The sequence below is a fragment of the Micromonospora aurantiaca ATCC 27029 genome, from assembly GCF_000145235.1.
Classification (GTDB): Bacteria; Actinomycetota; Actinomycetes; order Mycobacteriales; family Micromonosporaceae; genus Micromonospora; species Micromonospora aurantiaca.
Genome location: NC_014391.1, coordinates 5,412,240 through 5,433,922, shown reverse-complemented (window position 1 = coordinate 5,433,922; position 21,683 = coordinate 5,412,240). Strand labels below are relative to the sequence as shown.

At 73.1% G+C, this 21,683-nt stretch carries 20 protein-coding genes; 11 read left to right on the top strand and 9 right to left on the bottom strand.

The window, feature by feature from the left end:
• Window positions 1-688: 688 nt before the first annotated feature.
• Window positions 689-2,431, bottom strand: a complete 1,743-nt coding sequence (locus tag MICAU_RS23985; protein WP_013287936.1) for a beta-N-acetylhexosaminidase — start codon at window positions 2,429-2,431, stop codon at window positions 689-691.
• 310 nt (window positions 2,432-2,741) lie between these two features.
• Between MICAU_RS23985 and ppdK the strand changes: the two genes are divergently transcribed.
• The 10 genes from ppdK to MICAU_RS23935 all read left to right on the top strand — a co-directional run bounded on the left by ppdK (window position 2,742) and on the right by MICAU_RS23935 (window position 14,405).
• Complete coding sequence (ppdK, locus tag MICAU_RS23980; RefSeq protein WP_013287935.1) at window positions 2,742-5,450, top strand: pyruvate, phosphate dikinase; 2,709 nt, start codon at window positions 2,742-2,744, stop codon at window positions 5,448-5,450.
• A 115-nt stretch (window positions 5,451-5,565) separates the two neighbouring features.
• Entirely contained in the window at window positions 5,566-5,919 is a 354-nt protein-coding gene (locus MICAU_RS23975) for a VOC family protein (RefSeq protein ID WP_013287934.1), read from the top strand.
• A gap of 49 nt (window positions 5,920-5,968) precedes the next feature.
• Entirely contained in the window at window positions 5,969-7,195 is a 1,227-nt protein-coding gene (locus MICAU_RS23970; protein WP_013287933.1) for a deoxyguanosinetriphosphate triphosphohydrolase, read from the top strand.
• Between the two features lie 48 nt (window positions 7,196-7,243).
• Window positions 7,244-8,080 carry a siderophore-interacting protein gene (locus MICAU_RS23965; protein ID WP_013287932.1) on the top strand — a complete coding sequence of 279 codons (837 nt, stop codon included), beginning with the start codon at window positions 7,244-7,246 and terminating at the stop codon, window positions 8,078-8,080.
• A gap of 57 nt (window positions 8,081-8,137) precedes the next feature.
• Window positions 8,138-9,772, top strand: a complete 1,635-nt coding sequence (locus tag MICAU_RS23960; protein WP_013287931.1) for a BCCT family transporter — start codon at window positions 8,138-8,140, stop codon at window positions 9,770-9,772.
• 44 nt (window positions 9,773-9,816) lie between these two features.
• Window positions 9,817-10,791, top strand: a complete 975-nt coding sequence (locus tag MICAU_RS23955) for an ABC transporter ATP-binding protein (RefSeq protein WP_013287930.1) — start codon at window positions 9,817-9,819, stop codon at window positions 10,789-10,791.
• Window positions 10,788-11,639 carry an ABC transporter permease gene (locus MICAU_RS23950; RefSeq protein ID WP_013287929.1) on the top strand — a complete coding sequence of 284 codons (852 nt, stop codon included), beginning with the start codon at window positions 10,788-10,790 and terminating at the stop codon, window positions 11,637-11,639. The genes MICAU_RS23955 and MICAU_RS23950 overlap by 4 nt, the downstream gene beginning before the upstream one ends.
• 10 nt (window positions 11,640-11,649) lie before the next feature.
• The gene (locus MICAU_RS23945; protein WP_013287928.1) at window positions 11,650-11,895 is read left to right on the top strand and encodes a helix-turn-helix transcriptional regulator; all 246 of its coding nucleotides are present in this window, start codon (window positions 11,650-11,652) and stop codon (window positions 11,893-11,895) included.
• Between the two features lie 72 nt (window positions 11,896-11,967).
• Window positions 11,968-13,863, top strand: a complete 1,896-nt coding sequence (dnaG, locus tag MICAU_RS23940; RefSeq protein ID WP_013287927.1) for a DNA primase — start codon at window positions 11,968-11,970, stop codon at window positions 13,861-13,863.
• On the top strand, window positions 13,863-14,405 hold the full coding sequence (locus tag MICAU_RS23935) for a hypothetical protein (protein ID WP_013287926.1): 543 nt from the start codon (window positions 13,863-13,865) through the stop codon (window positions 14,403-14,405). Before dnaG ends, MICAU_RS23935 begins: the two co-directional genes overlap by 1 nt.
• 3 nt (window positions 14,406-14,408) lie before the next feature.
• Here MICAU_RS23935 and MICAU_RS23930 read toward each other — a convergent pair whose 3' ends face one another.
• Genes MICAU_RS23930 through MICAU_RS23910 form a run of 5 tightly spaced genes read right to left on the bottom strand, consistent with a single transcriptional unit; the run spans window position 14,409 to window position 17,328 of the window.
• Entirely contained in the window at window positions 14,409-14,783 is a 375-nt protein-coding gene (locus MICAU_RS23930; RefSeq protein ID WP_013287925.1) for a type II toxin-antitoxin system VapC family toxin, read from the bottom strand.
• Window positions 14,780-15,034 (bottom strand): type II toxin-antitoxin system Phd/YefM family antitoxin, encoded by a 255-nt coding sequence (locus MICAU_RS23925; RefSeq protein WP_013287924.1) that lies wholly within the window; start codon window positions 15,032-15,034, stop codon window positions 14,780-14,782. The genes MICAU_RS23930 and MICAU_RS23925 overlap by 4 nt, the downstream gene beginning before the upstream one ends.
• 33 nt (window positions 15,035-15,067) lie before the next feature.
• On the bottom strand, window positions 15,068-15,580 hold the full coding sequence (locus tag MICAU_RS23920) for a TetR/AcrR family transcriptional regulator (protein ID WP_013287923.1): 513 nt from the start codon (window positions 15,578-15,580) through the stop codon (window positions 15,068-15,070).
• On the bottom strand, window positions 15,577-16,368 hold the full coding sequence (locus tag MICAU_RS23915; protein ID WP_013287922.1) for an ABC transporter permease: 792 nt from the start codon (window positions 16,366-16,368) through the stop codon (window positions 15,577-15,579). The genes MICAU_RS23920 and MICAU_RS23915 overlap by 4 nt, the downstream gene beginning before the upstream one ends.
• A gap of 36 nt (window positions 16,369-16,404) precedes the next feature.
• Window positions 16,405-17,328 carry an ABC transporter ATP-binding protein gene (locus tag MICAU_RS23910; protein WP_013287921.1) on the bottom strand — a complete coding sequence of 308 codons (924 nt, stop codon included), beginning with the start codon at window positions 17,326-17,328 and terminating at the stop codon, window positions 16,405-16,407.
• Between the two features lie 78 nt (window positions 17,329-17,406).
• On the opposite strand from MICAU_RS23910, the gene MICAU_RS23905 reads away from it, so the two are divergent.
• Window positions 17,407-17,946 (top strand): GNAT family N-acetyltransferase, encoded by a 540-nt coding sequence (locus MICAU_RS23905; RefSeq protein WP_013287920.1) that lies wholly within the window; start codon window positions 17,407-17,409, stop codon window positions 17,944-17,946.
• A 15-nt stretch (window positions 17,947-17,961) separates the two neighbouring features.
• Here MICAU_RS23905 and MICAU_RS23900 read toward each other — a convergent pair whose 3' ends face one another.
• Genes MICAU_RS23900 through MICAU_RS23890 form a run of 3 tightly spaced genes read right to left on the bottom strand, consistent with a single transcriptional unit; the run spans window position 17,962 to window position 21,652 of the window.
• Window positions 17,962-18,930, bottom strand: coding sequence for a TAXI family TRAP transporter solute-binding subunit (locus MICAU_RS23900; protein WP_013287919.1), 969 nt, complete (start codon window positions 18,928-18,930; stop codon window positions 17,962-17,964).
• Window positions 18,927-19,319: a roadblock/LC7 domain-containing protein gene (locus MICAU_RS23895; protein WP_013287918.1), complete on the bottom strand. Its 393-nt coding sequence runs from the start codon at window positions 19,317-19,319 to the stop codon at window positions 18,927-18,929. Before MICAU_RS23895 ends, MICAU_RS23900 begins: the two co-directional genes overlap by 4 nt.
• On the bottom strand, window positions 19,316-21,652 hold the full coding sequence (locus MICAU_RS23890) for a sensor histidine kinase (RefSeq protein ID WP_013287917.1): 2,337 nt from the start codon (window positions 21,650-21,652) through the stop codon (window positions 19,316-19,318). Before MICAU_RS23890 ends, MICAU_RS23895 begins: the two co-directional genes overlap by 4 nt.
• Window positions 21,653-21,683: the final 31 nt, after the last annotated feature.

Sequence of the window (21,683 nt, the reverse complement as noted above, 5' to 3'; positions counted from 1 at the left end):
TTCCCGGGGGCGCTGCCCGGCGGTGGGGCCGGCTCGACAGGCGCTGTCGGCCTGCTCTGCGGCTCCGGGGATGTAACGACCGGCGTCCCGGCCTGATTCCCGGCCCGAGGGGGCGGGCGGTCGGCGGGTGCGGCGCGGTCTGCCATGTACAACGCCCCGCACCCACCCCCGATTCCACCTCACGGGTGACCCCGACCACCCCGGATCCGGACACCGAGCCCATCAGGGCTGCCGCCGACACCGAACCCCGCCCGCCCTCGCCGCAGCCACCCCGGCCCGGCCACCTCGAGGGCTCCCCCCAACCCCCCACCCCGTTGATCAAGGAGTTTGTGTCCGTCTGAGGCCGTGCACCGGGCACAAACTCCTTGATCACCGGTCCGATGGGAGGGGGGTGAGTCGCCTTGGTGCCCGATGTCGGGCTCTGGGCGGGGTGAGCTTCGAGATCTTGGTAGATCGGCGCCCCTCCGAGGGCCGTTCCGTACCAAGATCTTCGGGGTGCTCGGGGTGCTCGGGGTGCTCGGGGTGCTCGGGGCGCTCGGGGCGCTCGGGAGGGAGTGCGCGACGGCGAGGGGCGGCTGGATGTCGCCGCCCGGGGATGAGGGCGTCGATCATGAAGTTGACGGCGTTTTGTGTCCGGTTTGTCGCCGTCAACTTCATGATCGACGGGGTTCGGCGCCCCGGTGTGCGGTCAGGGGGTGGTGGGGGAGGTGGGCGTGGGCGTGGGGGTGGGGGTGGGCTGGGTGGGGATCTGGGCTGGGGTGGTGGGCCAGGGGATCTCGGGGGAGGGGTGGAAGGCGATGCCAGCTGTGAACCAGCGCGGGCCGTGTGCGGCCAGCCGGCTGCGGAACCGGGACCAGTCGTGCGTCTCGCGCGGTGACCAGCCGAGTTCGGCGACGGCGGGCAGGCGCGGGAAGAGCATGAACTCGACCTCGGCCGGCGTCGTGATCGACTCGGTCCACAGCGGCGCCTCCACACCCAGCACCGCCTCGGCCGGTACGCCCCGCACGTGGCTGCCCGGATCCCACTCGTACGCCCGGCGCACGTCGATCAGACCGGCCCAGTCGTGTCCGATCGGGGTGTCCGGGGCGTACTTCATGTCCAGGTACGCGTGGTTGCCGGGGGAGAGGATCAGCCGGGCGCCACGGCGTACCGCGTCGGCGGTCTCCGGGTCGTCACCGTTCGTGCCCCACCACTGCAGGACGCGCCCGTCGACGTGTGCGGCCGGGGCGAGCTGGTGCCAGCCGACGACGGTCTTGCCGGTGGCGGCCACCAGCCGCTGCGCCCGCTCCACGAAGGAGCGGTAGCTGTCGGCCGGCACCTTGAACGCCTCGTCGCCGCCGAGGTGCAGCCACGGCCCGGGCGTCGACGCGGCCACCTCGCCGACCACGTCCGCGACGAAGGCGTACGTCCGCTCGTCGGCGGGGTCGACGAAGCTGAAGCCGACCTCGGTGCCGGTGTACGGCGGTGGCGCGATCTTGCCGGGCGCCAGTTCGGGGTACGCGACGAGCGCCGCGTTGGTGTGGCCCGGCAGGTCGATCTCGGGCACCACTGTGACGTGGCGGCGGGCGGCGTACGCGACGATGCGGCGGTAGTCGTCACGTGTGTACCAGCCGCCGGGGCCGCCGCCGACCGCTGTCGTGCCGCCGACCTCGGCGAGCCGTGGCCAGGAGTCGACGGCGATCCGCCAGCCCTGGTCGTCGGTGAGGTGCAGGTGCAGGTGGTTGAGCTTGTAGCGGGCCAGGTGGTCGACCACCCGCAGCACGTCCTCGACCGCGAAGAAGTGGCGGGCGACGTCGAGCATCGCGCCCCGGTAGGGGAAGCGCGGCCGGTCGACGATCGTGCCGCCGGGTACCGCCCAGCGCGCGGCGACGGCGGTCGGGCTCTCGATCGGCGCGGGTAGCAGCTGCCGCAGCGTCTGCGCGCCGTGGAACAGCCCGGCCGGGGTGGCGGCGGTGATCCGGACGCCGCCGGTGGTCACGTCGAGGCGGTAGCCCTCGTCTCCGAGCCGCGCGTCGTCCGGCTCGCCGGGCCGGGCGGGAACCGCCGCGGACAGCGTGAGCGTCAGCGGGCCGTCCTCGCCGGTGTCGGCGACCGGGAGCGGGAAGCCGGTGGCCGGGCGCAGCCAGCCGGCGAGCTGTTCGGCCACGTCCCGCCCGGCGGGGCTGACCCGCAGCACCGCGTCCGCGCTCAGCGTGAAGTCGCCGGCCGGGTCCGGGCGCACGTGCTCGGGCGCCGGCACCACGTCGCCGAGCCGGACCGGCGCCGGTCCGGCGAGCGCCTCGGCGGCCCGGCCCGCGGCGTCGCGGGCCAGCTCGGCCGCGGGTGCCGGCACACCGGGCAGCGGCACAGCCGGTACGTCGATGGAAGGGCTGGTGGGACGGGTGTCGGTCGGCTCCGGCCCGGTCTCCGGGGCGGCGGGGTTGGTCGGCACGGCGACGGCTCCGAGGGTGTATTCGCGCGGGATATGGCAAAGGTCAGGTTCCGCGAGATGCAGTGACGTCAAGAGTACGAGGGGGATCGGAATTGCGTGATCGTGCTCGTGGAAGCGTTCCCAAAAACCCGTACGAACGCGGATTGTGGTGACCGTTGTGCCGAAAGTCACCGAACGCTCCCAGGTTTCTCGAAACTCGCCTAGCCTTCGCCCCACCGACGCTGACGAGCCGGGATTACCGGTGGTCACTACCGGGGTATGTCCGAACTGAACCTTCGTTAAGTGTCAATGGCGCGCGTGGGAGGCTCTGGTGGCAGCGCACGATCCGGTCGAGCAGAAGTACGTCTACGACTTCGCCGAGGGCAACAAGGATCTCAAGGATCTGCTCGGCGGCAAGGGGGCCAACCTGGCCGAGATGACGAATCTCGGCCTGCCGGTTCCGCCCGGCTTCACGATCACCACCGAGGCCTGCAAGGCGTACCTGACGACCGGGCGCGAGCCGGACGGCCTGGCCGCCCAGATCGAGGCGCACCTGGAGTCCCTGGAGCGCGAGATGGGCCGGCGCCTCGGCGACCCGGACGACCCGCTGCTCGTCTCGGTGCGCTCCGGCGCCAAGTTCTCCATGCCGGGCATGATGGAGACCGTCCTCAACGTCGGCCTCAACGACCGCAGCGTGGTCGGCCTGAGCAACCAGGCGGGCGGGAACGACCGGTTCGCCTGGGACTCGTACCGCCGGCTGATCCAGATGTTCGGCAAGACCGTCTGCGAGGTGCCGGGCGAGGAGTTCGAGCACGCGCTCGACGAGATCAAGCGCGCCAAGGGCACGCACAACGACCTCGACCTGGACGCCGACGACCTGCGCGGGCTTGTCGACGCGTACAAGCAGATCTTCGCCAAGCACACCGGCCGCGAGTTCCCGCAGGAGCCGCGCGAGCAGCTCGACCTCGCCATCCGCGCGGTCTTCGACTCGTGGAACGCGGAGCGGGCGATCCTCTACCGCCGCCAGGAGCGCATCCCGGCCGACCTGGGCACCGCCGTCAACGTGGTGACGATGGTCTTCGGCAACCTCGGTCCCGACTCCGGTACCGGCGTCGCGTTCACCCGCGACCCGGGCAGCGGCGCGCAGGGCATCTACGGCGACTACCTCGCCAACGCCCAGGGTGAGGACGTGGTCGCCGGCATCCGCAACACGGTGCCGTTGCAGGAGCTGGAGCAGCTCGACAAGACCTCCTACGACCAGCTGCTCGGCATCATGGCCCGGCTGGAGGAGCACTACAAGGACCTCTGCGACATCGAGTTCACCATCGAGCGCGGCAAGCTCTGGATGCTCCAGACCCGCGTCGGCAAGCGCACCGCCGCCGCCGCGTTCGTCATCGCCGGGCAGCTCGTCGACGAGGGTCTGATCGACCTGGACGAGGCGCTGCACCGGGTCAACGGCGCGCAGCTCGCCCAGTTGATGTTCCCGCGCTTCCAGCTCGACCACGAGTTCGAGCCGGTGGCCAAGGGCATCGGCGCCTCCCCGGGTGCCGCGTCCGGCAAGGTCGTCTTCACCTCGGCCCGGGCGGTCGAGCTGGCCGCCGAGGGGGAGTCGGTGATCCTGGTCCGCCGGGAGACCAACCCGGACGACCTCAACGGCATGATCGCCGCCAAGGGCATCCTCACCTCCCGGGGCGGCAAGACCAGCCACGCCGCCGTGGTGGCCCGCGGCATGGGCAAGACCTGCGTCTCCGGTGCCGACGAGCTGGAAGTGAACGTACCGGCGAAGAAGTTCACTGTGGGCGACCACGTGGTGAACGAGGGCGACGTGGTCTCGATCGACGGCACCACCGGCAAGGTCTACCTCGGCGAGGTGCCGGTCATGCCGTCCGAGGTGGTGCAGTACTTCGAGGGCGAACTCGACCCGGAGAACACCGACGACGCGCTGGTCCGCTCCGTACACCGGATCATGACGCACGCCGACGCCGCGCGGCGGCTGCGGGTACGCACGAACGCCGACACCGGCGCGGACGCGGCCCGGGCGCGGCGCTTCGGCGCCGAGGGCATCGGCCTGTGCCGCACCGAGCACATGTTCCTCGGCGACCGGCGCGAGCTGGTCGAGCGGCTCATCCTGGCATCCGGCGAGCGGGAGCGGGAGGACGCGCTCGCCGCGCTGCTGCCGCTCCAGCGGGCCGACTTCATCGAGATCTTCCGCGAGATGGACGGCCTGCCGGTCACCGTGCGGCTGATCGACCCGCCGCTGCACGAGTTCCTGCCCCCGCTGGAACAGCTCGCGGTCAACGTCGCGGTGGCACAGGAGCGCGGCGAGGACGTCGCCAAGGAGGAGGCGCTGCTCGCCGCCGTGCGGCGGATGCACGAGGAGAACCCGATGCTGGGCCTGCGCGGCGTCCGGCTCGGCCTGGTCATCCCCGGCCTGTTCGCCATGCAGGTCCGCGCGATCGCGGAGGCCGCCGTCGCGGTCGTCCGCGACGGCGGCAAGGCCTGCCCGGAGATCATGGTGCCGCTGGTCGGGGCCGTGCAGGAGCTGGAGACGGTACGCGCCGAGGCCGAGCGGATCATCGCCGAGGTGGTCGGGGACAGCGGCGTCGAGGTGCTGATCGGCACGATGATCGAGGTGCCCCGGGCGGCGCTGACCGCCGGGCAGATCGCCGAGGCGGCCGAGTTCTTCTCCTTCGGCACCAACGACCTGACCCAGATGGGCTGGGGCTTCTCCCGCGACGACGTGGAGGGCGCGTTCTTCTGGCGCTACCTGGAGCTGGGCATCTTCGGTATCTCGCCGTTCGAGTCGATCGACACCGACGGCGTCGGCCGGCTGGTGCGCATCGCCGCCGAGGAGGGCCGGGCGGCCCGTCCGGGCCTCAAGCTCGGCGTCTGCGGCGAGCACGGCGGCGACCCGGACTCGGTGCACTTCTTCCACGAGGTCGGCCTGGACTACGTCTCCTGCTCGCCGTTCCGGGTGCCGGTGGCCCGGCTGGAGGCAGGCCGCGCGTCGATCACCACCACCGGTTCGGACTCCCGCTGACGCGGCGCGGGGCCGCCGGTGCTCGCCGGCGGCCCCGCGTACGCCCGGCGCGCCTTTCCGGCCTCCTCGGCGTAGCCTGAGCTTCCGCCACGTGTCGATCAGGAGGGGTGGCCGCATGACCGCCGTCTGGGAGAACCTGACCATCGACGCCCGGGATCCGTCCCGGCTCGCCAGTTGGTGGGCGGAGGCCCTCGGCTATCAGGTGATCACCGACAAGCCGGACGAGGTGGAGATCCGCCGGACCCCCGACACGACGCCCGGTCTCGTCTTCGTCCCGGTCTCCGGGCCGAAGGAGGGGAAGAACCGGCTGCACATCGACCTGCGCCCGGCCGACATGGAGGCCGAGGTGGAGCGCCTCGTCGACATGGGCGCCCGGCACGTCGACATCGGCCAGGGGGACGTGGAGTGGACGGTGCTCGCCGACCCGGAGGGCAACGAGTTCTGCGTGCTCCGGGAGCGCGAGGAGTGAGCCGGTCTTGCGAGCCCCGCAGTCGCGACCCTCTGCCAGTCCGGGAGAAATGAGCGACGCGGCGCGGCTGGTCGACGAGGCGCCCAAGGACACAGGGTACGGCCGGTCGCCGTTCGAGCGGGACCGCGCCCGCGTGCTGCACTCGGCGGCGTTCCGCCGGCTCGCCGCGAAGACCCAGGTGCACACCGCCGGGACGAACGACTTCCTGCGTACCCGGCTGACCCACTCGCTGGAGGTCGCGCAGATCGCCCGCGAGATGGGCGCCCGGCTGGGCTGCGACCCGGACGTGGTGGACACCGCCGGGCTGGCGCACGACCTGGGCCACCCGCCGTTCGGGCACAACGGCGAGTACGCCCTGGACGAGCTGGCCGCCGACTGCGGCGGCTTCGAGGGCAACGCGCAGACGCTGCGGGTGCTCACCCGGCTGGAGGCGAAGGTGCTCGCCCCGGACGGGCGCTCGGCCGGGCTGAACCTGACCCGGGCCGCGCTGGACGCGGTGAGCAAGTACCCGTGGCCGCGCCGCCCCGGCGAGCGCAAGTTCGGCGTGTACGCCGACGACCGCCCGGTCTTCGACTGGCTGCGCGAAGGCGCCCCGCCGGGCGACCGGCGCTGCCTGGAGGCCCAGGTGATGGACTGGGCCGACGACGTGGCGTACTCGGTGCACGACGTCGAGGACGGCATCCACGGCGGGTACGTCGACCTGCGCCCGCTGCTGGCCGACGCGGACGAGCGGCGGGCGCTCTGCGCCGACGTGTCCGCCGCCTACTCGGGTGAGGCGCCGGAGGATCTGGGCGAGGTGCTCGCCGGCCTGCTGGCCGATCCGGTGCTCGCCCCGCTTGCCGCGTACGACGGCAGCCACCGCGCGCTCGCCGCGTTGAAGGCCACCACGAGCGTGCTCACCGGCCGGTTCGTCGCCGGCGTGGTGGCCGCGACCGAGCAGCGCCACGGGCCCGGCCCGCACCGCCGCTACGACGCCGACCTGGAGGTGCCGCGCCGGATCCGGGCGCAGTGCGCGCTGCTCAAGGGCATCGCGCTGCGGTACGTGATGCGCCGCCCCGGCGCCGGGGACCGCTACGCGCGGCAGCGCGACGTCCTGACCGGGCTGGTCGCGGCGCTGCTGGACCGGGCGCCGGATGCGCTCGACCCGGTGTTCGCGCCGCTGTGGCGTGACGCGGCGGACGACGCCGCGCGGCTGCGCGTGGTGATCGACCAGGTCGCCTCGCTCACCGATCCGGCCGCGCTGGCCTGGCACGCCCGCCTGGTGTCGCCGAGCTGACCGCATCGTGCCCGGGGCGAGCCATCGAACTTAGGCTAGCCTAAGCGCATGACGGATCGCCCGAAGAAGCTCACCGCCGCCACGGTCGTCCGGACCACGCGGCCCACCCCACACCTGATCCGCCTGGTCCTGGGCGGCGCCGAGCTGGCCGGACTGCCGGTGGGCGCGTACACCGACCACTACGTGAAGTTCGTCTTCCCGCCGGCCGGGGTGACCTACCCGGACCCGGTCGACCTGGCCACGATCAAGCGGGAGTTCCCGGCGGAGCAGTGGCCGCGCCTGCGCGCGTACACGATCAGGGCCTGGGACGCCGCGGCCGGTGAGATGACTGTCGACGTGGTGCACCACGGCGACGAGGGTCTGGCCGGGCCGTGGGCGGCGGCGCTGCGTCCCGGCGACCGGGTGTTGTTCACCGGGCCGGGCGGCGCGTACGCGCCGGACCCGGCTGCCGACTGGCACCTGCTGGCGGGCGACGAGAGCGCGCTGCCGGCCATCGCCGCCGCCCTGGAACGGCTGCCGGTGGGCGCGCCCGCGAAGGTGTACGTCGAGGTCGGCGGCCCGGCCGACGAGCTGCCCCTGACCAGCGCGGGTGAGGTCGAGGTGTGCTGGTTGCACCGCGACGGGCGTCCGTACGGCGAGCCGCTGGTCGAGGCGGTCCGGGCGCTGGCGTTCCCGCCCGGCCGGGTGCACGCGTTCGTGCACGGTGAGGCCGGGGCGATGAAGGAGCTGCGGCGGCTGCTGCGCGTCGAGCGCGGCGTGCCCCGGGGTGACCTGTCCATCTCCGGCTACTGGCGGCGTGGCATGGACGACGAGGGCTGGCGGTCCACCAAGCCGGCCTGGAACGCCGCAGTGGAGGCCGAGGAGGCCGCCGCCGTCGTGTCCTGACGTGGTTCCTGCGGCATTCCGGCGCGGCGGTGCGCCCGGCCCGCCGACGATGGAGGCATGACGGGACAATCGGGGCGGCGGGCCGTTGCCCAGCGGGTAGACCGGGTGGTGCTCGGCGCCGGTGTAGCCGGTGTGCTCGCGGTGGTGCTGTGGGGCGTGTTCGCCCGGGGTTCACTGGCCCGGTTCGGTGAGTCCGGCCTGGCCTGGGCCGTGAGCACGTTCGGCTGGTTCTTCGTGGTCGCGGCCGACGCCTTTCTGGTGCTGGCGGTCGTCGTGGCCGCCTCCCGGTTCGGCCGGATCCGGCTGGGCGCCGACGACGACGAGCCGGAGTTCAACACCCTGGCCTGGGTCGCCATGATGTTCAGCGCCGGCATGGGCATCGGCCTGGTGTTCTTCGCCGTCGCGGAACCGATGCAGCACTACGCCACGCCGCCGCCGGCCTCCGGAGTCGAGCCGCAGACCGGCGCCGCCGCCTCGGCGGCCATGCAGTACACGCTCTTCCACTGGACGCTGCACCCGTGGGGCATCTACGCGATCGCGGCGCTGGCCCTGGCGTACTCGACGTTCCGCAAGGGGCGGGGCAACCGGATCTCGTCCGCGTTCGCGCTGCTGCTCGGGGACCGGACCGACGGCCCGCTCGGCCGCGGGATCGACCTGCTCGCCGTCTTCGCCACCGTGTTCGGCTCCGCGACCAGTCTCGGGCTGGGTGCGCTCCAGGTGGCGGCCGGCCTCGACCTGGTGGCCGGGGTGCCGGACAGCCGGGCCGTCGAGTTGACGATCATCGGAGCGCTCACGCTCGCCTTCGTCGTGTCCGCCTTCTCCGGACTGCACCGGGGCGTCAAGTGGCTGTCCACCACGAACGTGCTGATCGCCGTCGCGCTGATGCTGTTCGTGTTCGTGGTCGGTCCGACCGTCTACACGCTGGAGGTGCTGCCGGCCTCGGTCGGTGACTATCTGAGCGGCCTGGTGCGCATGTCGACGCGTACCGGGGCGTTCTCCGACCCGGCCTGGCTGGGCTCGTGGACCGTCTTCTACTGGGCGTGGTGGATCTCCTGGGCGCCGTTCGTGGGCACGTTCATCGCCCGCATCTCGCGCGGCCGTACGGTCCGTCAGTTCCTGATCGGGGTGCTGCTGATACCCAGCGGCGCGAGCACCGTCTGGTTCGCGGTGATGGGCGGGACCGCCCTGCGTACGCAGACCACTGGCACCCGGGACCTGGTGGCGGACGTGGGCGCCGGTTCCGAGCAGGCGCTGTTCGGGCTGCTCGACGCGCTGCCCCTGGCCACGCTGACGAGCGTGCTCGCCATGGTGCTGATCGCGCTCTACTTCGTCACCAGCGCGGACTCCGCGTCGCTGGTGCTCGGCTCGCTCAGCTCGCGCGGCGCGCTGCGGCCACATCGCGGGGTGGTGGTGCTCTGGGGCGTGCTGATCGGCGCGGTCGCGGCGGCGTTGCTGCTGGCCGGTGGCCTGGCCGCGCTGCAGCAGGCGACCATCCTGGTCGCGTTGCCGTTCGTCGTGGTGATGCTGGGCCTGGCCGTCGCGGTGCTCCGGGAGATGGCCGCCGATCCGATGCTGCGCGCCGGGCCCCGGCCCCGCCGTTCCGGCCTGGCCGCCGCGGTGAACGCGGCCCGGTCGTACGAGGAGGAGGATCCGGCTCCCGTCACGCGCTGGTTCCATCGCCCCCGCCCCTGAGTGGGGGTACCTCGTATTGTAGTAGAGATGCTACATTCCGGGGCATGACTGCGGTCGAACTCCCGGGGGCCGTCGCGTCCCCCCGACCTCCCGACGAGGATCTCGTCCTCGACGTGCGGGATCTGCGCATGCGCTACGGCGCCGTCGACGTGCTGCACGGCGTCGACCTGACTGCCCGGCGGGGCGAGGTGGTGGCGCTGCTCGGGCCCAACGGCGCGGGCAAGACCACCACCATCGAGATCCTCGAAGGCTTCCGGCTGCCCTCGGCCGGCACGGTGCGCGTGCTCGGCACCGACCCGGCCCGCGGCGACGAACGGTGGCGCGCGCGGCTCGGCGTGGTGCTCCAGTCCTGGCGCGACCACGGCAAGTGGCGGGTGCGGGAGCTGCTCGCACACCTCGGCGACTTCTACGCGCCGTACGCCACCGACCGGATCCCGCGCCCGTGGCCGGTCGACGAGCTGCTGGAGACCGTGGGCCTGAGCGCGCACGCCGGCAGCCGGGTGGCCCGGCTCTCCGGTGGTCAGCGCCGTCGGCTCGACGTCGCTGTCGGCATCGTCGGCCGCCCCGAACTGCTGTTCCTGGACGAGCCGACCGTCGGGTTCGACCCGGCCGCCCGGCGCGAGTTCCACGAGCTGGTGCACCGCCTGGCCGACCTGGACGAGACCACCATCGTGCTGACCACGCACGACCTGGCCGAGGCGGAGAAGCTGGCCGACCGCATCCTCATCCTGGCCGGCGGCCGGATCATCGCCGAGGGGTCGCCCGACCAGCTCGCCCGGCGCGTCGCGGGGGACGCCGAGGTGCGCTGGACCCGCGACGGCGAGCGGTACGTGCACGCCACCGGCGACGCCACCGCGTTCCTGCGCGACCTGCTCCGCGAGCACGGCGACCGGGTACGCGAGCTGGAGGTGCGCCGGGCCAGCCTGGAGGACGCGTACCTGGCGCTGGTGCACGAGGAGGAGACCGGCATCCGTACCGGCCGGGCCGAGCGGGTGTGGCAGCAGGAGGCGAACCGATGAACCCGACCACCAACGCGCTGCGGGCCGGGCTGCGGCGCGGCGTGATCGAGCTGCGCGCCACGTTCACCAACGGCCAGGATCTCTGGACCTACTTCTTCCCCACGGTGGTGCTGCTGGTAGCCGTGTTCTGGATGCGCGGCTCGACGGTGCCCGGCACCGACTTCTCCCTCGGCGCCCGTACGCTGCCCAGCGCGCTCGGCATGGGCCTGCTCTTCGGCGGCCTGCTCGGGCTGGCCAACCAGCTCGTCATCGACCGGGAGGACGGCACGCTGCTGCGCGCCAAGGCCATCCCGGACGGCATGCTCGGCTATCTGGTCGGCAAGATCGTGCTGGTGTCGGCGGTCGCGCTGATCGGCGTCGTCATCCAGCTCACGCCCGGCCTGTTCTTCCTCGACGGGCTGCGGCTCGGCGACCCCGGCGCCTGGCTCACGCTGGCCTGGGTGGTGCCGCTCGGGCTGGTGGCGACGCTGCCGCTGGGCGCGGTGATCGGCTCGCTGGTCGAGAACCCGCGCAACATGGGCCTGGTGGTGATGCCGATCTTCGGTCTCATCGCGTTGTCCGGCATCTTCTACCCGATCAACGGCCTGCCCGGCTGGCTCCAGGGCGTCGCCCAGGTCTTCCCGCTCTACTGGCTAGGCTTGGGCATGCGCTCGGCGCTGCTCCCGGGCGACCTGGCGGCTGTCGAACTCGGCGGCTCCTGGCGGCACCTGGAGACGGTCGGCGTGCTCGGAGCCTGGGCGGTGCTCGGGCTCGTGCTGGCCCCGGTGGTGCTGCGCCGGATGGCCCGCCGGGAGTCCGGCTCGCGGGTCGCGGCCCGGCGGGAACGGGCCATGCAGCGGGTCGGATGAGAGGGCGTCGATGAGCGAGACCGTGCACAACCGGATCGCGGTGCTGCGCGCCGAACGGGGCATCTCCCGCCGGCAACTGGCCGACGCGCTCGGTGTGCACTACCAGACCGTCGGTTACCTGGAGCGCGGCGAGTTCCGGCCCAGCCTGCACCTGGCGCTGCGCATCGCCGCGTACTTCGAGGTGCCGGTCGAGGTGGTCTTCTCCATCGAGCCGTTCCCGCGCATCGGCGACCCCGCGGCGGCCCGCTCGGCCTGAGCCGGGGGGACGGGCGTGGCCGGCCACACGCCCGTCCCCCCGGCCGTCGCAACGTCGGTCCGGCAGGGCAGGATGTACGCCGAGGGGGTGGCGGTCATGGCGGGGCGGATCCGGGACGAGGACATCGCGCTCGTCCGCGAGCGCACCGCCATCGCGGACGTCATCTCCGAGGTGGTGACGCTCAAGTCGGCCGGCGGCGGCAACCTCAAGGGGCTATGCCCGTTCCACGACGAGAAGAGCCCGTCGTTCAACGTCTCGCCCGCCCGCAACGTGTTCTACTGCTTCGGCTGCGGGGTCGGCGGCGACGCGATCAAGTTCCTGATGGACGCCGAGCACCTCAGCTTCGTCGAGTCCGTCGAGCGGCTCGCCGCCCGCGCCGGCATCCAGTTGCGCTACGTCGAGGACGACCGGTCCACGCCGCGTACCCGCCCGCAGCAGGGGCAGCGGCAGCGTCTGGTGGCCGCGCACGCCGCCGCCGTCGAGTTCTACCGGGCCCAGCTCACCACCGCCGGCGCGCGCCCGGCCCGCGAGTTCCTCGCCGGGCGCGGCTTCGACCGGGCCGCCGCCGAGCGGTACGGCTGCGGCTTCGCCCCCGACGGGTGGGACCTGCTCACCAAGCACCTGCGCCAGCAGGGCTTCACCCACGACGAGCTGGTCATCGGCGGCCTGTCCCGCCCGGCCCGCTCCGGCTCGCTGATCGACCGGTTCCGCCGCCGCCTGATGTGGCCGATCCGGGACATCACCGGCGACGTGATCGGCTTCGGCGCCCGCAAGCTCTTCGACGACGACGACGGCCCGAAATACCTCAACACGCCCGAGACGCCGATTTACAAGAAGTCGCACGTGCTCTACGGCATCGACCTGGCCAAGCGGGAGATCGCCAAGCAGGGCAAGGTGGTGGTGGTCGAGGGCTACACCGACGTGATGGCCTGCCACCTCGCCGACGTGCCGACAGCGGTCGCGACCTGCGGCACGGCGTTCGGCGGTGACCACATCTCGGTGCTGCGCCGGGTGCTGTTCGACAGCGACGAGCGGGCCGGGGAGATCATCTTCACATTCGACGGCGACGCGGCCGGGCAGAAGGCGGCGCTGCGCGCCTTCGAAGACGACCAGCGCTTCGTCGGGCGTACCTTCATCGCGGTCAGCCCCGACAACATGGACCCGTGCGAGCTGCGCCTGGCAAAGGGCGACCTGGCCGTGCGTGACCTGGTGGCCCGCCGTGAGCCGCTCGTCGACTTCGCCCTCCGGCACGTGATCAGCCGGTTCGACCTGGACACCGTCGACGGCCGGGTCGAGGCCATGCGCCGCGCCGCGCCGCTGGTGGCGAAGATCAAGGACCGGGAGAAGCGCCCGGAGTACGTGCGCAAGCTCGCCGGTGACCTCGGCATGGAGATCGAGCCGGTGCAGCGTGCGGTGCTCACCGCCGCGAACGGGCAACCGGCGCCCGGTACGCCCGCCGCACCCGCGCGCCCCCGCCCGGGGGCGCCCAGCGTGGACAGTCCGCGGTCCATGGTGGAGCGGGAAGCGCTGAAGCTGGCGTTGCAGGAGCCGGTCCTGGCCGGCCCGATGTTCGACGCGGTCGAGGCGACCGACTACCAGCACCCGGTGCACGTCGCGGTACGCGCCGCAGTCGCAGCGGCCGGCGGCGCGTCCGGCGCCACCGGCGGCGCCGTCTGGATCGAGCGGGTCCGCGACGCCTGCGACGACCTGGCCGGGCAGGCGCTGATCGGTGAGCTGGCGGTGGAGCCGCTGCGCATTGACGGCGAGCCCGACCCGCGGTACGTCTCGATCACCATGGCCCGGCTCCAGTGGAGTTCGGTCACGGGCCGCATCCGCGACCTGAAGTCGAAGATCCAGCGAGTCAACCCGGTGAGCAACAAGGACGAGTACTTCGCCCTGTTCGGAGAACTGCTCTCGCTGGAACAGCACGCACGGGCACTGCGCGAGCAGGCCGCCGGAGGTTTGTGATGGGTCTGTTCAACCGCCGGCCGAAACTGCCGTCGGCCGACCGGCCGCCGCTGGCCGCCGACGAGCGGGTGCTCGCCTGGGCCGCCGCCGGCACCGGCGAGGGCGGCAACGACGGCGTGCTGGTCGCCAGCAACCGCGGGCTCTGGCTGCCCGGCCGGGTGGAGCGCCTCGGCTGGCACGACATCCTCAAGGCGGTCTGGTCCGGCCGCGAGCTGACAGTCACCCCGGCCGAGCCGGTCGCCGAGCGCGACGGCTACCTGGTGGTCGCGGACGGCCTCCCCGAGACTTACCTGCTCGTCGACCCGGGCGACCTGCCGCACCAGGTCCGGGCCCGGGTCACCGGCTCGGTGGCGTACACCTCGCACCACGAGGTGCCCGGCGGCTCCGGGCGGATCGCGGCCCGGCGGGTGCCCGGGGTCGACGGCCTGACCTGGACGGTCCGCTACGACCCGGGGACGCCGACCGACGACCAGGCGGTGACCGACGAGACCGCCCGGCTGGTCGCGGCGGCGCGGGCCGCCACCACCCCCGCCGACGCCTGACACCTACACCTTGAGGACGTCGACCTCGTAGAGCGGGATGGAAGCGTCGCGCGTGGCCAGGGTCAGATTCTCCGTGATCGCCTGAGCCACCAGCATGCGGTCGAAGGGGTCACGGTGATGCGGCGGCAGGCGGCCCGCGGTGATGGCGTGGTCGTGGGTCACCGGTAGTTCACGGAAACCCATGTCGCGTACCCGTTCGGCCAGATCGGGCGGGCCGGAGAGCTTCCCCGCCTGCTGCTTGATGGTGATCTCCCAGAGGCTGACCGGGGAGAGGAAGACATCTGGGTCGTGGCGTAGCCGGTCGAGGAACTCGACACCGAGGGTGGCGTCGCCGGTGATGGCCCAGAGCGCGACGTGGGTGTCCAGCAGCAGGGTCATGCGCCGATTCCGAAGTCGGCGGCGATCTCGGCGTTGGTCTGTGGCGAGTCCCAGTCACCGGAGAGGTCCACCTGCCCGGCGAGGGAGCCGACCGCCGTGCGGTTGGCGCGGCGCACGAGCGGCACGACCTTCGCCACGGGGGTGCCCGCCCGGTCGATGATGATCTCTTCGCCGCGTTCCACCCGCTCGATGATGCGCGACAGGTGGGTCTTGGCGTCATGCATGTTGTAGTGCACAGCCTCAGCCGACATTGCGCGACCTCCTCGGTTAGCTAAGTCCTTAGTTTAGGCACGTGGGCGGGCGCCGTCGAGGAAGAGCGCGACGATCCGGGCGGGTCCGGTCTCGTCGGTGAGGTCGGCGGCGCGGGCCAGGTGCAGGAACGCGTTCATCAGGAACTCCGGTTCGCCGGTGACGACGCCCTCGGACCGGGCGTCGGCGAAGAACCGGGTCACCGGCGCCAGCATCAGGGCGACGTAGAGTCCCGAGACGCGCTGCTCGAACGTGACGGCGTCGCCGTGCTGACCGGCGGCGACGGTGGCGAGCGCGTGCAGCCGGTGCGGCACGTCGCCGGGGCCGGCCAGCGCCGCCGAGATCCGGGCGCCGACGTCCCGGATGTACCGCTCCGCCACCGCGATGTAGAGATCCTCCTTGCCACCGGGGAAGTGGTGGTAGATGGACGGCTTCTGGATGCCGACGCTGCGGCCCACGCCGACCAGGGAGATGCCCCGGTAGCCGGTCGCCGCGAGCTGCTCGGCGAAGGCGTCCATGATCTGGGTGCGGGTGTCGGCTGGGCTCATCGGTTCTTCCTCGCGTGGTGGAGGGCGAGGGCGCAGGCCGCGGTCCCGGCGACGGCGAGGGTGACGATCGCCGCCACGCCGATCGGGGCCGCGGTGAGCGCCGCGTCGCCGCCGAGCTGGCGGGCGGTGTCGACGATATAGGTGAGCGGGTTGGCCACGGCGATCACCCGCATCCAGCCGGCGAGTTCGTCGACCGGCGCGAACACGCCGGTGAAGAACGACAGGCCGAACACGGCGAGCGTGACCAGGTTGGTGGCCGACGCCGAGGCCGACCGGATCGCGAGCGCCGTGCTCAGCAGCGCGACACCGACGCCCAGGGCCAGCATCAGCAGCAGCATCCCGGCGACGCCGGACCAGCTCGCCGGCCGGTAGCCGATCGCCGCGGCCCCGGCCACTGTCACCGCCATCTGGAGGACGACGGCGATCAGCGCGGCGACGACCGGGCCGACGAGGAACGGTGTCGTGGTGCCGTGGGCGAGCCGCAGGCGGTCGAGGTATCCGCTGCTGAGGTCGCCCAGCACCAGCGTGCCGGCGGCGCCCGCGCCGGTGGCGACGCCGGTGAGCAGGATCAGCGGCAGCAGGAACGCGATGAAGCTCGTCCCGTCCAGGTAGGTGCTGCCGACGGCGTCGAGCTGCCCGGCGTAGACGAGCAGGAAGAACAGGGACTGGGCGACCGGGGCGACCAGCAGTGCGGGCGTACGGAGCACGGCGCGCGTGGAACGTCTGATCGCCGCGAGGACGACAGGGGCCGGGGAGTGGCGGGGCGGGGCGACTGCGAGCGGGAGCACGGGTTCGGGCCTTTCGGGGTGCGGTGGGATCACGCCTCAGCGGGCGGCGAGGGCGACGAAGACGTCGTCGAGGGAGGGCTCGGCGAGGTGCAGCCGGGTGATGTCGGCGGCGGCGTCTCCGGCCTCGACCAGGGCCTTCGCCAGGGCGCGCGGATCGTCGGGAACGCTGAGGCGTACCCGGTCCGGGCGGTCGGGGTCGGCGCGGAACCCGGCCTCGGACGCGGCGGCGAACGCGGCAGCGGCGGCGGCGCCGGACAGGTCGAGCGTGAGCGTACGGGCACCGACGCGCTGCTTGAGCGACGCCGGTGAACCCTGGGCGACCACCCGGCCGTCCCGGAGCACCGCGATCTCGGTGGCGAGCACGTCCGCCTCGTGCAGGTCCTGGGTCGAGATGAGCAGCGACGTGCCGGCCTGGTTGAGGCGGGTCAGCTCGGTCCAGAAGTCGATGCGCGCGAGCGGGTCCAGGCCGGTGGTCGGCTCGTCCAGGATCACCACGGCGGGCTCGGCGACGAGCGCCACTGCCAGGTCGAGCTTGCGGCGGGTGCCGCCGGAGAGCGTGGCGACCCGGGCCGCGCGGTGCTCGCCCAGGCCGAACAGGTCGACCAGTTCCCGCGTACGGCGGGCCCGCCCACGGCGGCCGAGCCCGAGCGCCACGCCGTGGAAGTCGAGCACCTCGGTGGGGGTGGCCAGCGGGTCCAGGGCGTTCGACTGCGGCGCGAGGCCGATCAGGCGCCGGCCGTCCCGCGCCTGCGTGACGGTGTCGAAGCCGCCGACGCGTACCGAGCCGGACGTCGGGGTGCGCAGCGTCGCGATGATCTCCAGCAGCGTGGACTTGCCGGCGCCGTTGTGGCCGAGCACGACGAACCGGCTGCCCGGCGCGACTGTCAGGTCGAGCGCGCGCAGGGCGTCGCGCGTCCCGTAGGTCTTGGTCAGGGCGGTGGCGAGCACGAGCGGGGTCATACGCACCTCCCTACCGACCGGTCGGTAGGGAGGCCGAATCCGGTTGTCGGCCCACCCGTCCGCCGTTAGCGTCGCGGCATGTTCGCCACCGACCGGGTCCGCCTGCGTCCGCCCACCCCCGACGACGCGCCGGACATGTTCCGGCTGCACAGCGACCCGGAGCTGCACCTGGTCACCGACGACGAGCCGTTCCTGCCGCACCACGTCGGGCAGGTCCGGGCCCGGCTGGAGAAGCGTGCCGCCGAGCAGCCGGAGGCCGCCGCTCCGGTGTCGCTGCTGGCCGAGACCGTCGCCGACGGCACGTTCCTCGGCACCGGCGTGCTCTGGGGCATCAACGCCTTCAACGGGTACGCCCACCTCGGCATCACGCTGCTGCCGGAGGCGCGCGGCCAGGGCTACGGCACCGAGGTGATCCGGCTGCTCTGCCGGTACGGCTTCCGCAACCGCAACCTGCGCCGGCTGGAGATCGAGACGCTCGCCGGCAACACGGCCATGCGGCGTACCGCCGAGCGGTGCGGCTTCGTCCACGAGGGCACCCAGCGGGACCGCGAGTACGACGGCGACGGCTTCACCGACCTGGTGATCTACGGCCTGCTGCGGCGCGACTGGACGCCGTAGCAGGCGGTCCCGCGCTCAGCCGGTGCGGTAGAACCGCTGCGCGCCCGGGTGCAACGGGATCGGGCGGGTCGCCGCGGCACTGGACCGGTTGAAGTTCGCCGCCTCCGGGTGCACCTGGATCAACTCGCCCTGCCAGGTGAACAGCACCCGGGTCAGGTCGTACGCGAGCTGCTCCGGCATGTCCGCCGCCACCAGGATCACGTTCGACACGGTGATAGTCGGCGTCGGCTCGGGCGTGTCGTAGACCTCCTTCGGCAGCGTCGCGGTGGTGTAGACAGCGCCGAAGCGGGCGCTCAGCGGCTCGATCAGCTCGTCGATCGGCAGCAGCCGGAACGTGCCCGGTGCGGACGAGAGCAGATCCTTGACACCGGGAGTGGGCAGACCGCCGGAGAAGAACATGGCGTCCAGGCCCTTGGCGCGCATCCGCTTGACCGTCTCCGGCAGCGACAGGTTGAACCGCTGGATGTCCCGGTTCGGGTCGATGCCGCCGGCGGTGAGCAGGCGCCCGGCGATGATGTCGGTGCCGGACTTCGGCGAACCGGTGGAGATGCGCTTGCCGCGCAGGTCGGCGAAGCTGCCGATCTTTCCGTCGGCGCGGACGATCACGTGCGTGTAGTTGCTGTAGACCCGGGCCAGCGCCCGTACCGGCTGCGGCTGCTTGTCGAACGCCCCTCGCCCGTCGACCGCGTCCGCCGCCGTGTCGGCCAGGCTGAACGCGATCTCCATGTCCCCGCTCGCCACCCGGGTGATGTTCTCCACCGACGCGCCGGTCGGCTCCGCCCGCGCCTCGTACCCGGGCAGGTGGCGGGTGATCAGGTCGGCGTACCCGCCGCCGAGCTGGTAGTACACGCCTGTGGTGTTGCCGGTGGCCAGGAAGATCCGCCCGCCGTGCCACGCCTCCGGGGCGGAGTCCTCGGCCGCGCAGCCGACCACCAGCACCGCCGTCATCAGCGCGGCCAGCAGCCGCAGCGGGCGGCCGGTCACCGTCGCACCGCCGGTTCCAGCGCCTCCGCCACCCGCTGCACGAGCGTCGCCGTCTCGTAGCCGATCTGCCCCAGGTCGCAGCCGGGCGCGGCCAGCACGCCGAGCAGCGCCCGCTCACCCACGGCCATCACCAGCATCACCCCGCCGTCCATGTCCACGATCTGCTGGCGTACCCGGCCGGCGGACATCAGCCGGGCCGCGCCCACTGTCAGGCTCGCCAGCCCGCTGATCACCGCCGCGAGCTGGTCGACCTGGTCGGGGGCGAGGTCGGGTGAGGACGCCAGCCGCAGCCCGTCCTCGGAGACCGCGAGCGCGTGCGAGACGTCCGGCACCTGCTCGGCGAAGTTCGCCAGCAGCCAGTCCAGGCCGGCGGAGGACGATGAGGTCATGGTCTTCTCCCGTTGGGTGTGGTGTTCGGGGCACGGCGGGTCGCGCTGGCCACCCCCTCGGCGAGGGCGGACAGCCGGGCACGTACCACTTCGGGGTCGAGCAGGTCGATCGCCGGCGGCGGCGCGGTGGTGTCCGGCATCGGCTCGGGCAGGTGGCCGCCCACCTGCCGCCGTGGTAGCCCGGCGGCGGTGGTCGGGACGGGCGTCGGCGGCACGCTCACCGGCCGGATCCGCGCCGCGCTCGGCGCCAGCAGCGCGCCACCGGGCGTGCGGACGGCGGCGACGCCGCGCACCGGGCCGACGGTCGTGGCGCTGGTGACGAGACTGCGGCCACCGGCCGGCCCGGACTTGAACCAGGCCGCGGCGCGCTGTCGCCGCTCGGCCGTCGGCCGGGACGCCACCGACTCGACCCGGGTCAGCACCGATTCCGGTACGTCGACCTGTGCCACAGTGCCGGTGCCCGGGTTGTGCAACTGCACCCGGATCCCGTGCCGGGCGGCCAGGTGGGCCACCACGTGCAGGCCCATGCTGCCCGCCGCCGCGCTGGACAGCGTGGCCGGCGCGGCCAGCCGATCGTTGATCTCGGTCAGCCGGCTCTCGCTGACACCGATGCCCTGGTCGTGTACGCGCAGCACCAGCCCGTCGACGGTGCGCCGCCCGTCGACGAGCACCCGGGCCTCCGGTGGCGAGTAGACGGTGGCGTTCTCCAGCAGCTCGGCCAGCAGGTGCACCAGGTTGCCGGCCGCCGCGCCGTGCACCGCAGCGGTCGGCACGTCGATCTCGACCCGCGGGTAGTCCTCGATCTCGGAGGCCGCCGCCCGCACCACGTCGTCCAGCAGCAACGCGCCCTCGTGCCCCCGGCCGGGCTCGCCACCGGCGAGCACCAGCAGGTTCTCGCCGTTGCGGCGCAACCGGGCGGCGAGGTGGTCCAGCGCGAACAGGCGGGCCAGCGCGTCCGGGTCGGTCTCCTCGCGCTCGAAGTCGTCGAGCAGCCGCAGCTGCCGGGTGATGAGCGTACGGATGCGCCGGGCCAGCGCCTCCGCCATCCGGGTCACGTCCAGCCGCAACTCGGCCTGCTGCCCGGCCAGCCGCAACGCGGCCCGGTTCACCGTGTCGAACGCCTCGGCGACCTGCGCCACCTCGTCCTTGCCGCGCCTGATCCCGTCGGTCATCCGGGTCGCCGGACCCTCCGCCGGGGTCCGCTCGCCCGCCGCGATCGCGGTGATCCGTTCCGGCAGCTCCCGGTTCGCCATGGTGAGCGCGGCCACCCGCAGCCGACGCAACCGGCGGCTGGTGCGTACCGCCAGCAGCACTGCGGTGACGAGCGAGCCGAGTGCGACGGTGCTCGTCGCGCCGGCGGTCAGCACCGCACGCAACCGGGCCGTCCCGGCCAGGTCCGCCGCGTCCCGGTCCAGCCCGTCGGTCAGGTCCCGGCCGAGCAGGTTGTACCGGCGGATCGCGCCGCTCTGCGCCACGTACCAGGCGTCACCGTCGGTCTTCACCGTGCCCGGCGCGCCGTCGGAGTCGAGCACGGCGTCACCCATCCGGCGGGCAGTGGTCACGTCGGTGCCGTCGACCAGCCGGTACCAGGCCCTGTTCGCCGGGGCGGAGGCGATCCGCAGGAACTCGGCCTGCCGCTGCTCCCGGGCACCCCGCAGCCGGCCCAGCCGGGCCAGCTCGCCACTTTGCAGTCCACCCCTGACGAACACCGCCCGCAGCAGGTCGCGCTCCAGCGCGGACAGGTGCTCCTGGGCGGCCACCGCTGCCACCTCGCGCGCCTGGTTGGCCAGGTCGGCGTCGCGGAGCTGACTCGGCAGCGCGTCCGCGACCGCGAGCAGCGACTCCACGAGCGACACGTACGCCGGGTCGCCGCGCTCACCGGCCAACGCCAGGTCCCGGGTGGGTGCGAGCTGCGCCAGGCGCCCGCCCACGTCGTCGAGCACCCCGGCCAGATCCGGGGCGGCCCGGCGCGCGTCACCCTGCGCCGAGCGGTAGCGCTCCACCGCCGTGTCCACCCGCCGGCGCTGCGCGTCCACGAGCGGGCGGCCGGACGTACCGCCGCGCTGGCGCAACGCGGCCGTCTCGGCCAGTTCGCGTTCCAGCTCGTGCACCAGCCGTACGGTCGCGGTGGCGGTGCCGGCCAGCACGCGGGCCCGGTCGGCGTCGGCGGACGCGTCGAGCGCGGCGCCGGTCTGCGCCGCCCCCAGCACGACCAGACCGGCAGTGGCCACCAGGATCGGGGCCAGCAGTTGGACGCGGACCGAGCGGAGGCGTCCGGTGCGGTCCGCGGAGCGGTGATGCCGGCGTACGCGGGCCGGGTGGGGCAGCGGCACGGGGGTCTCCGGGTCGGGTCGGTGGGCCGGG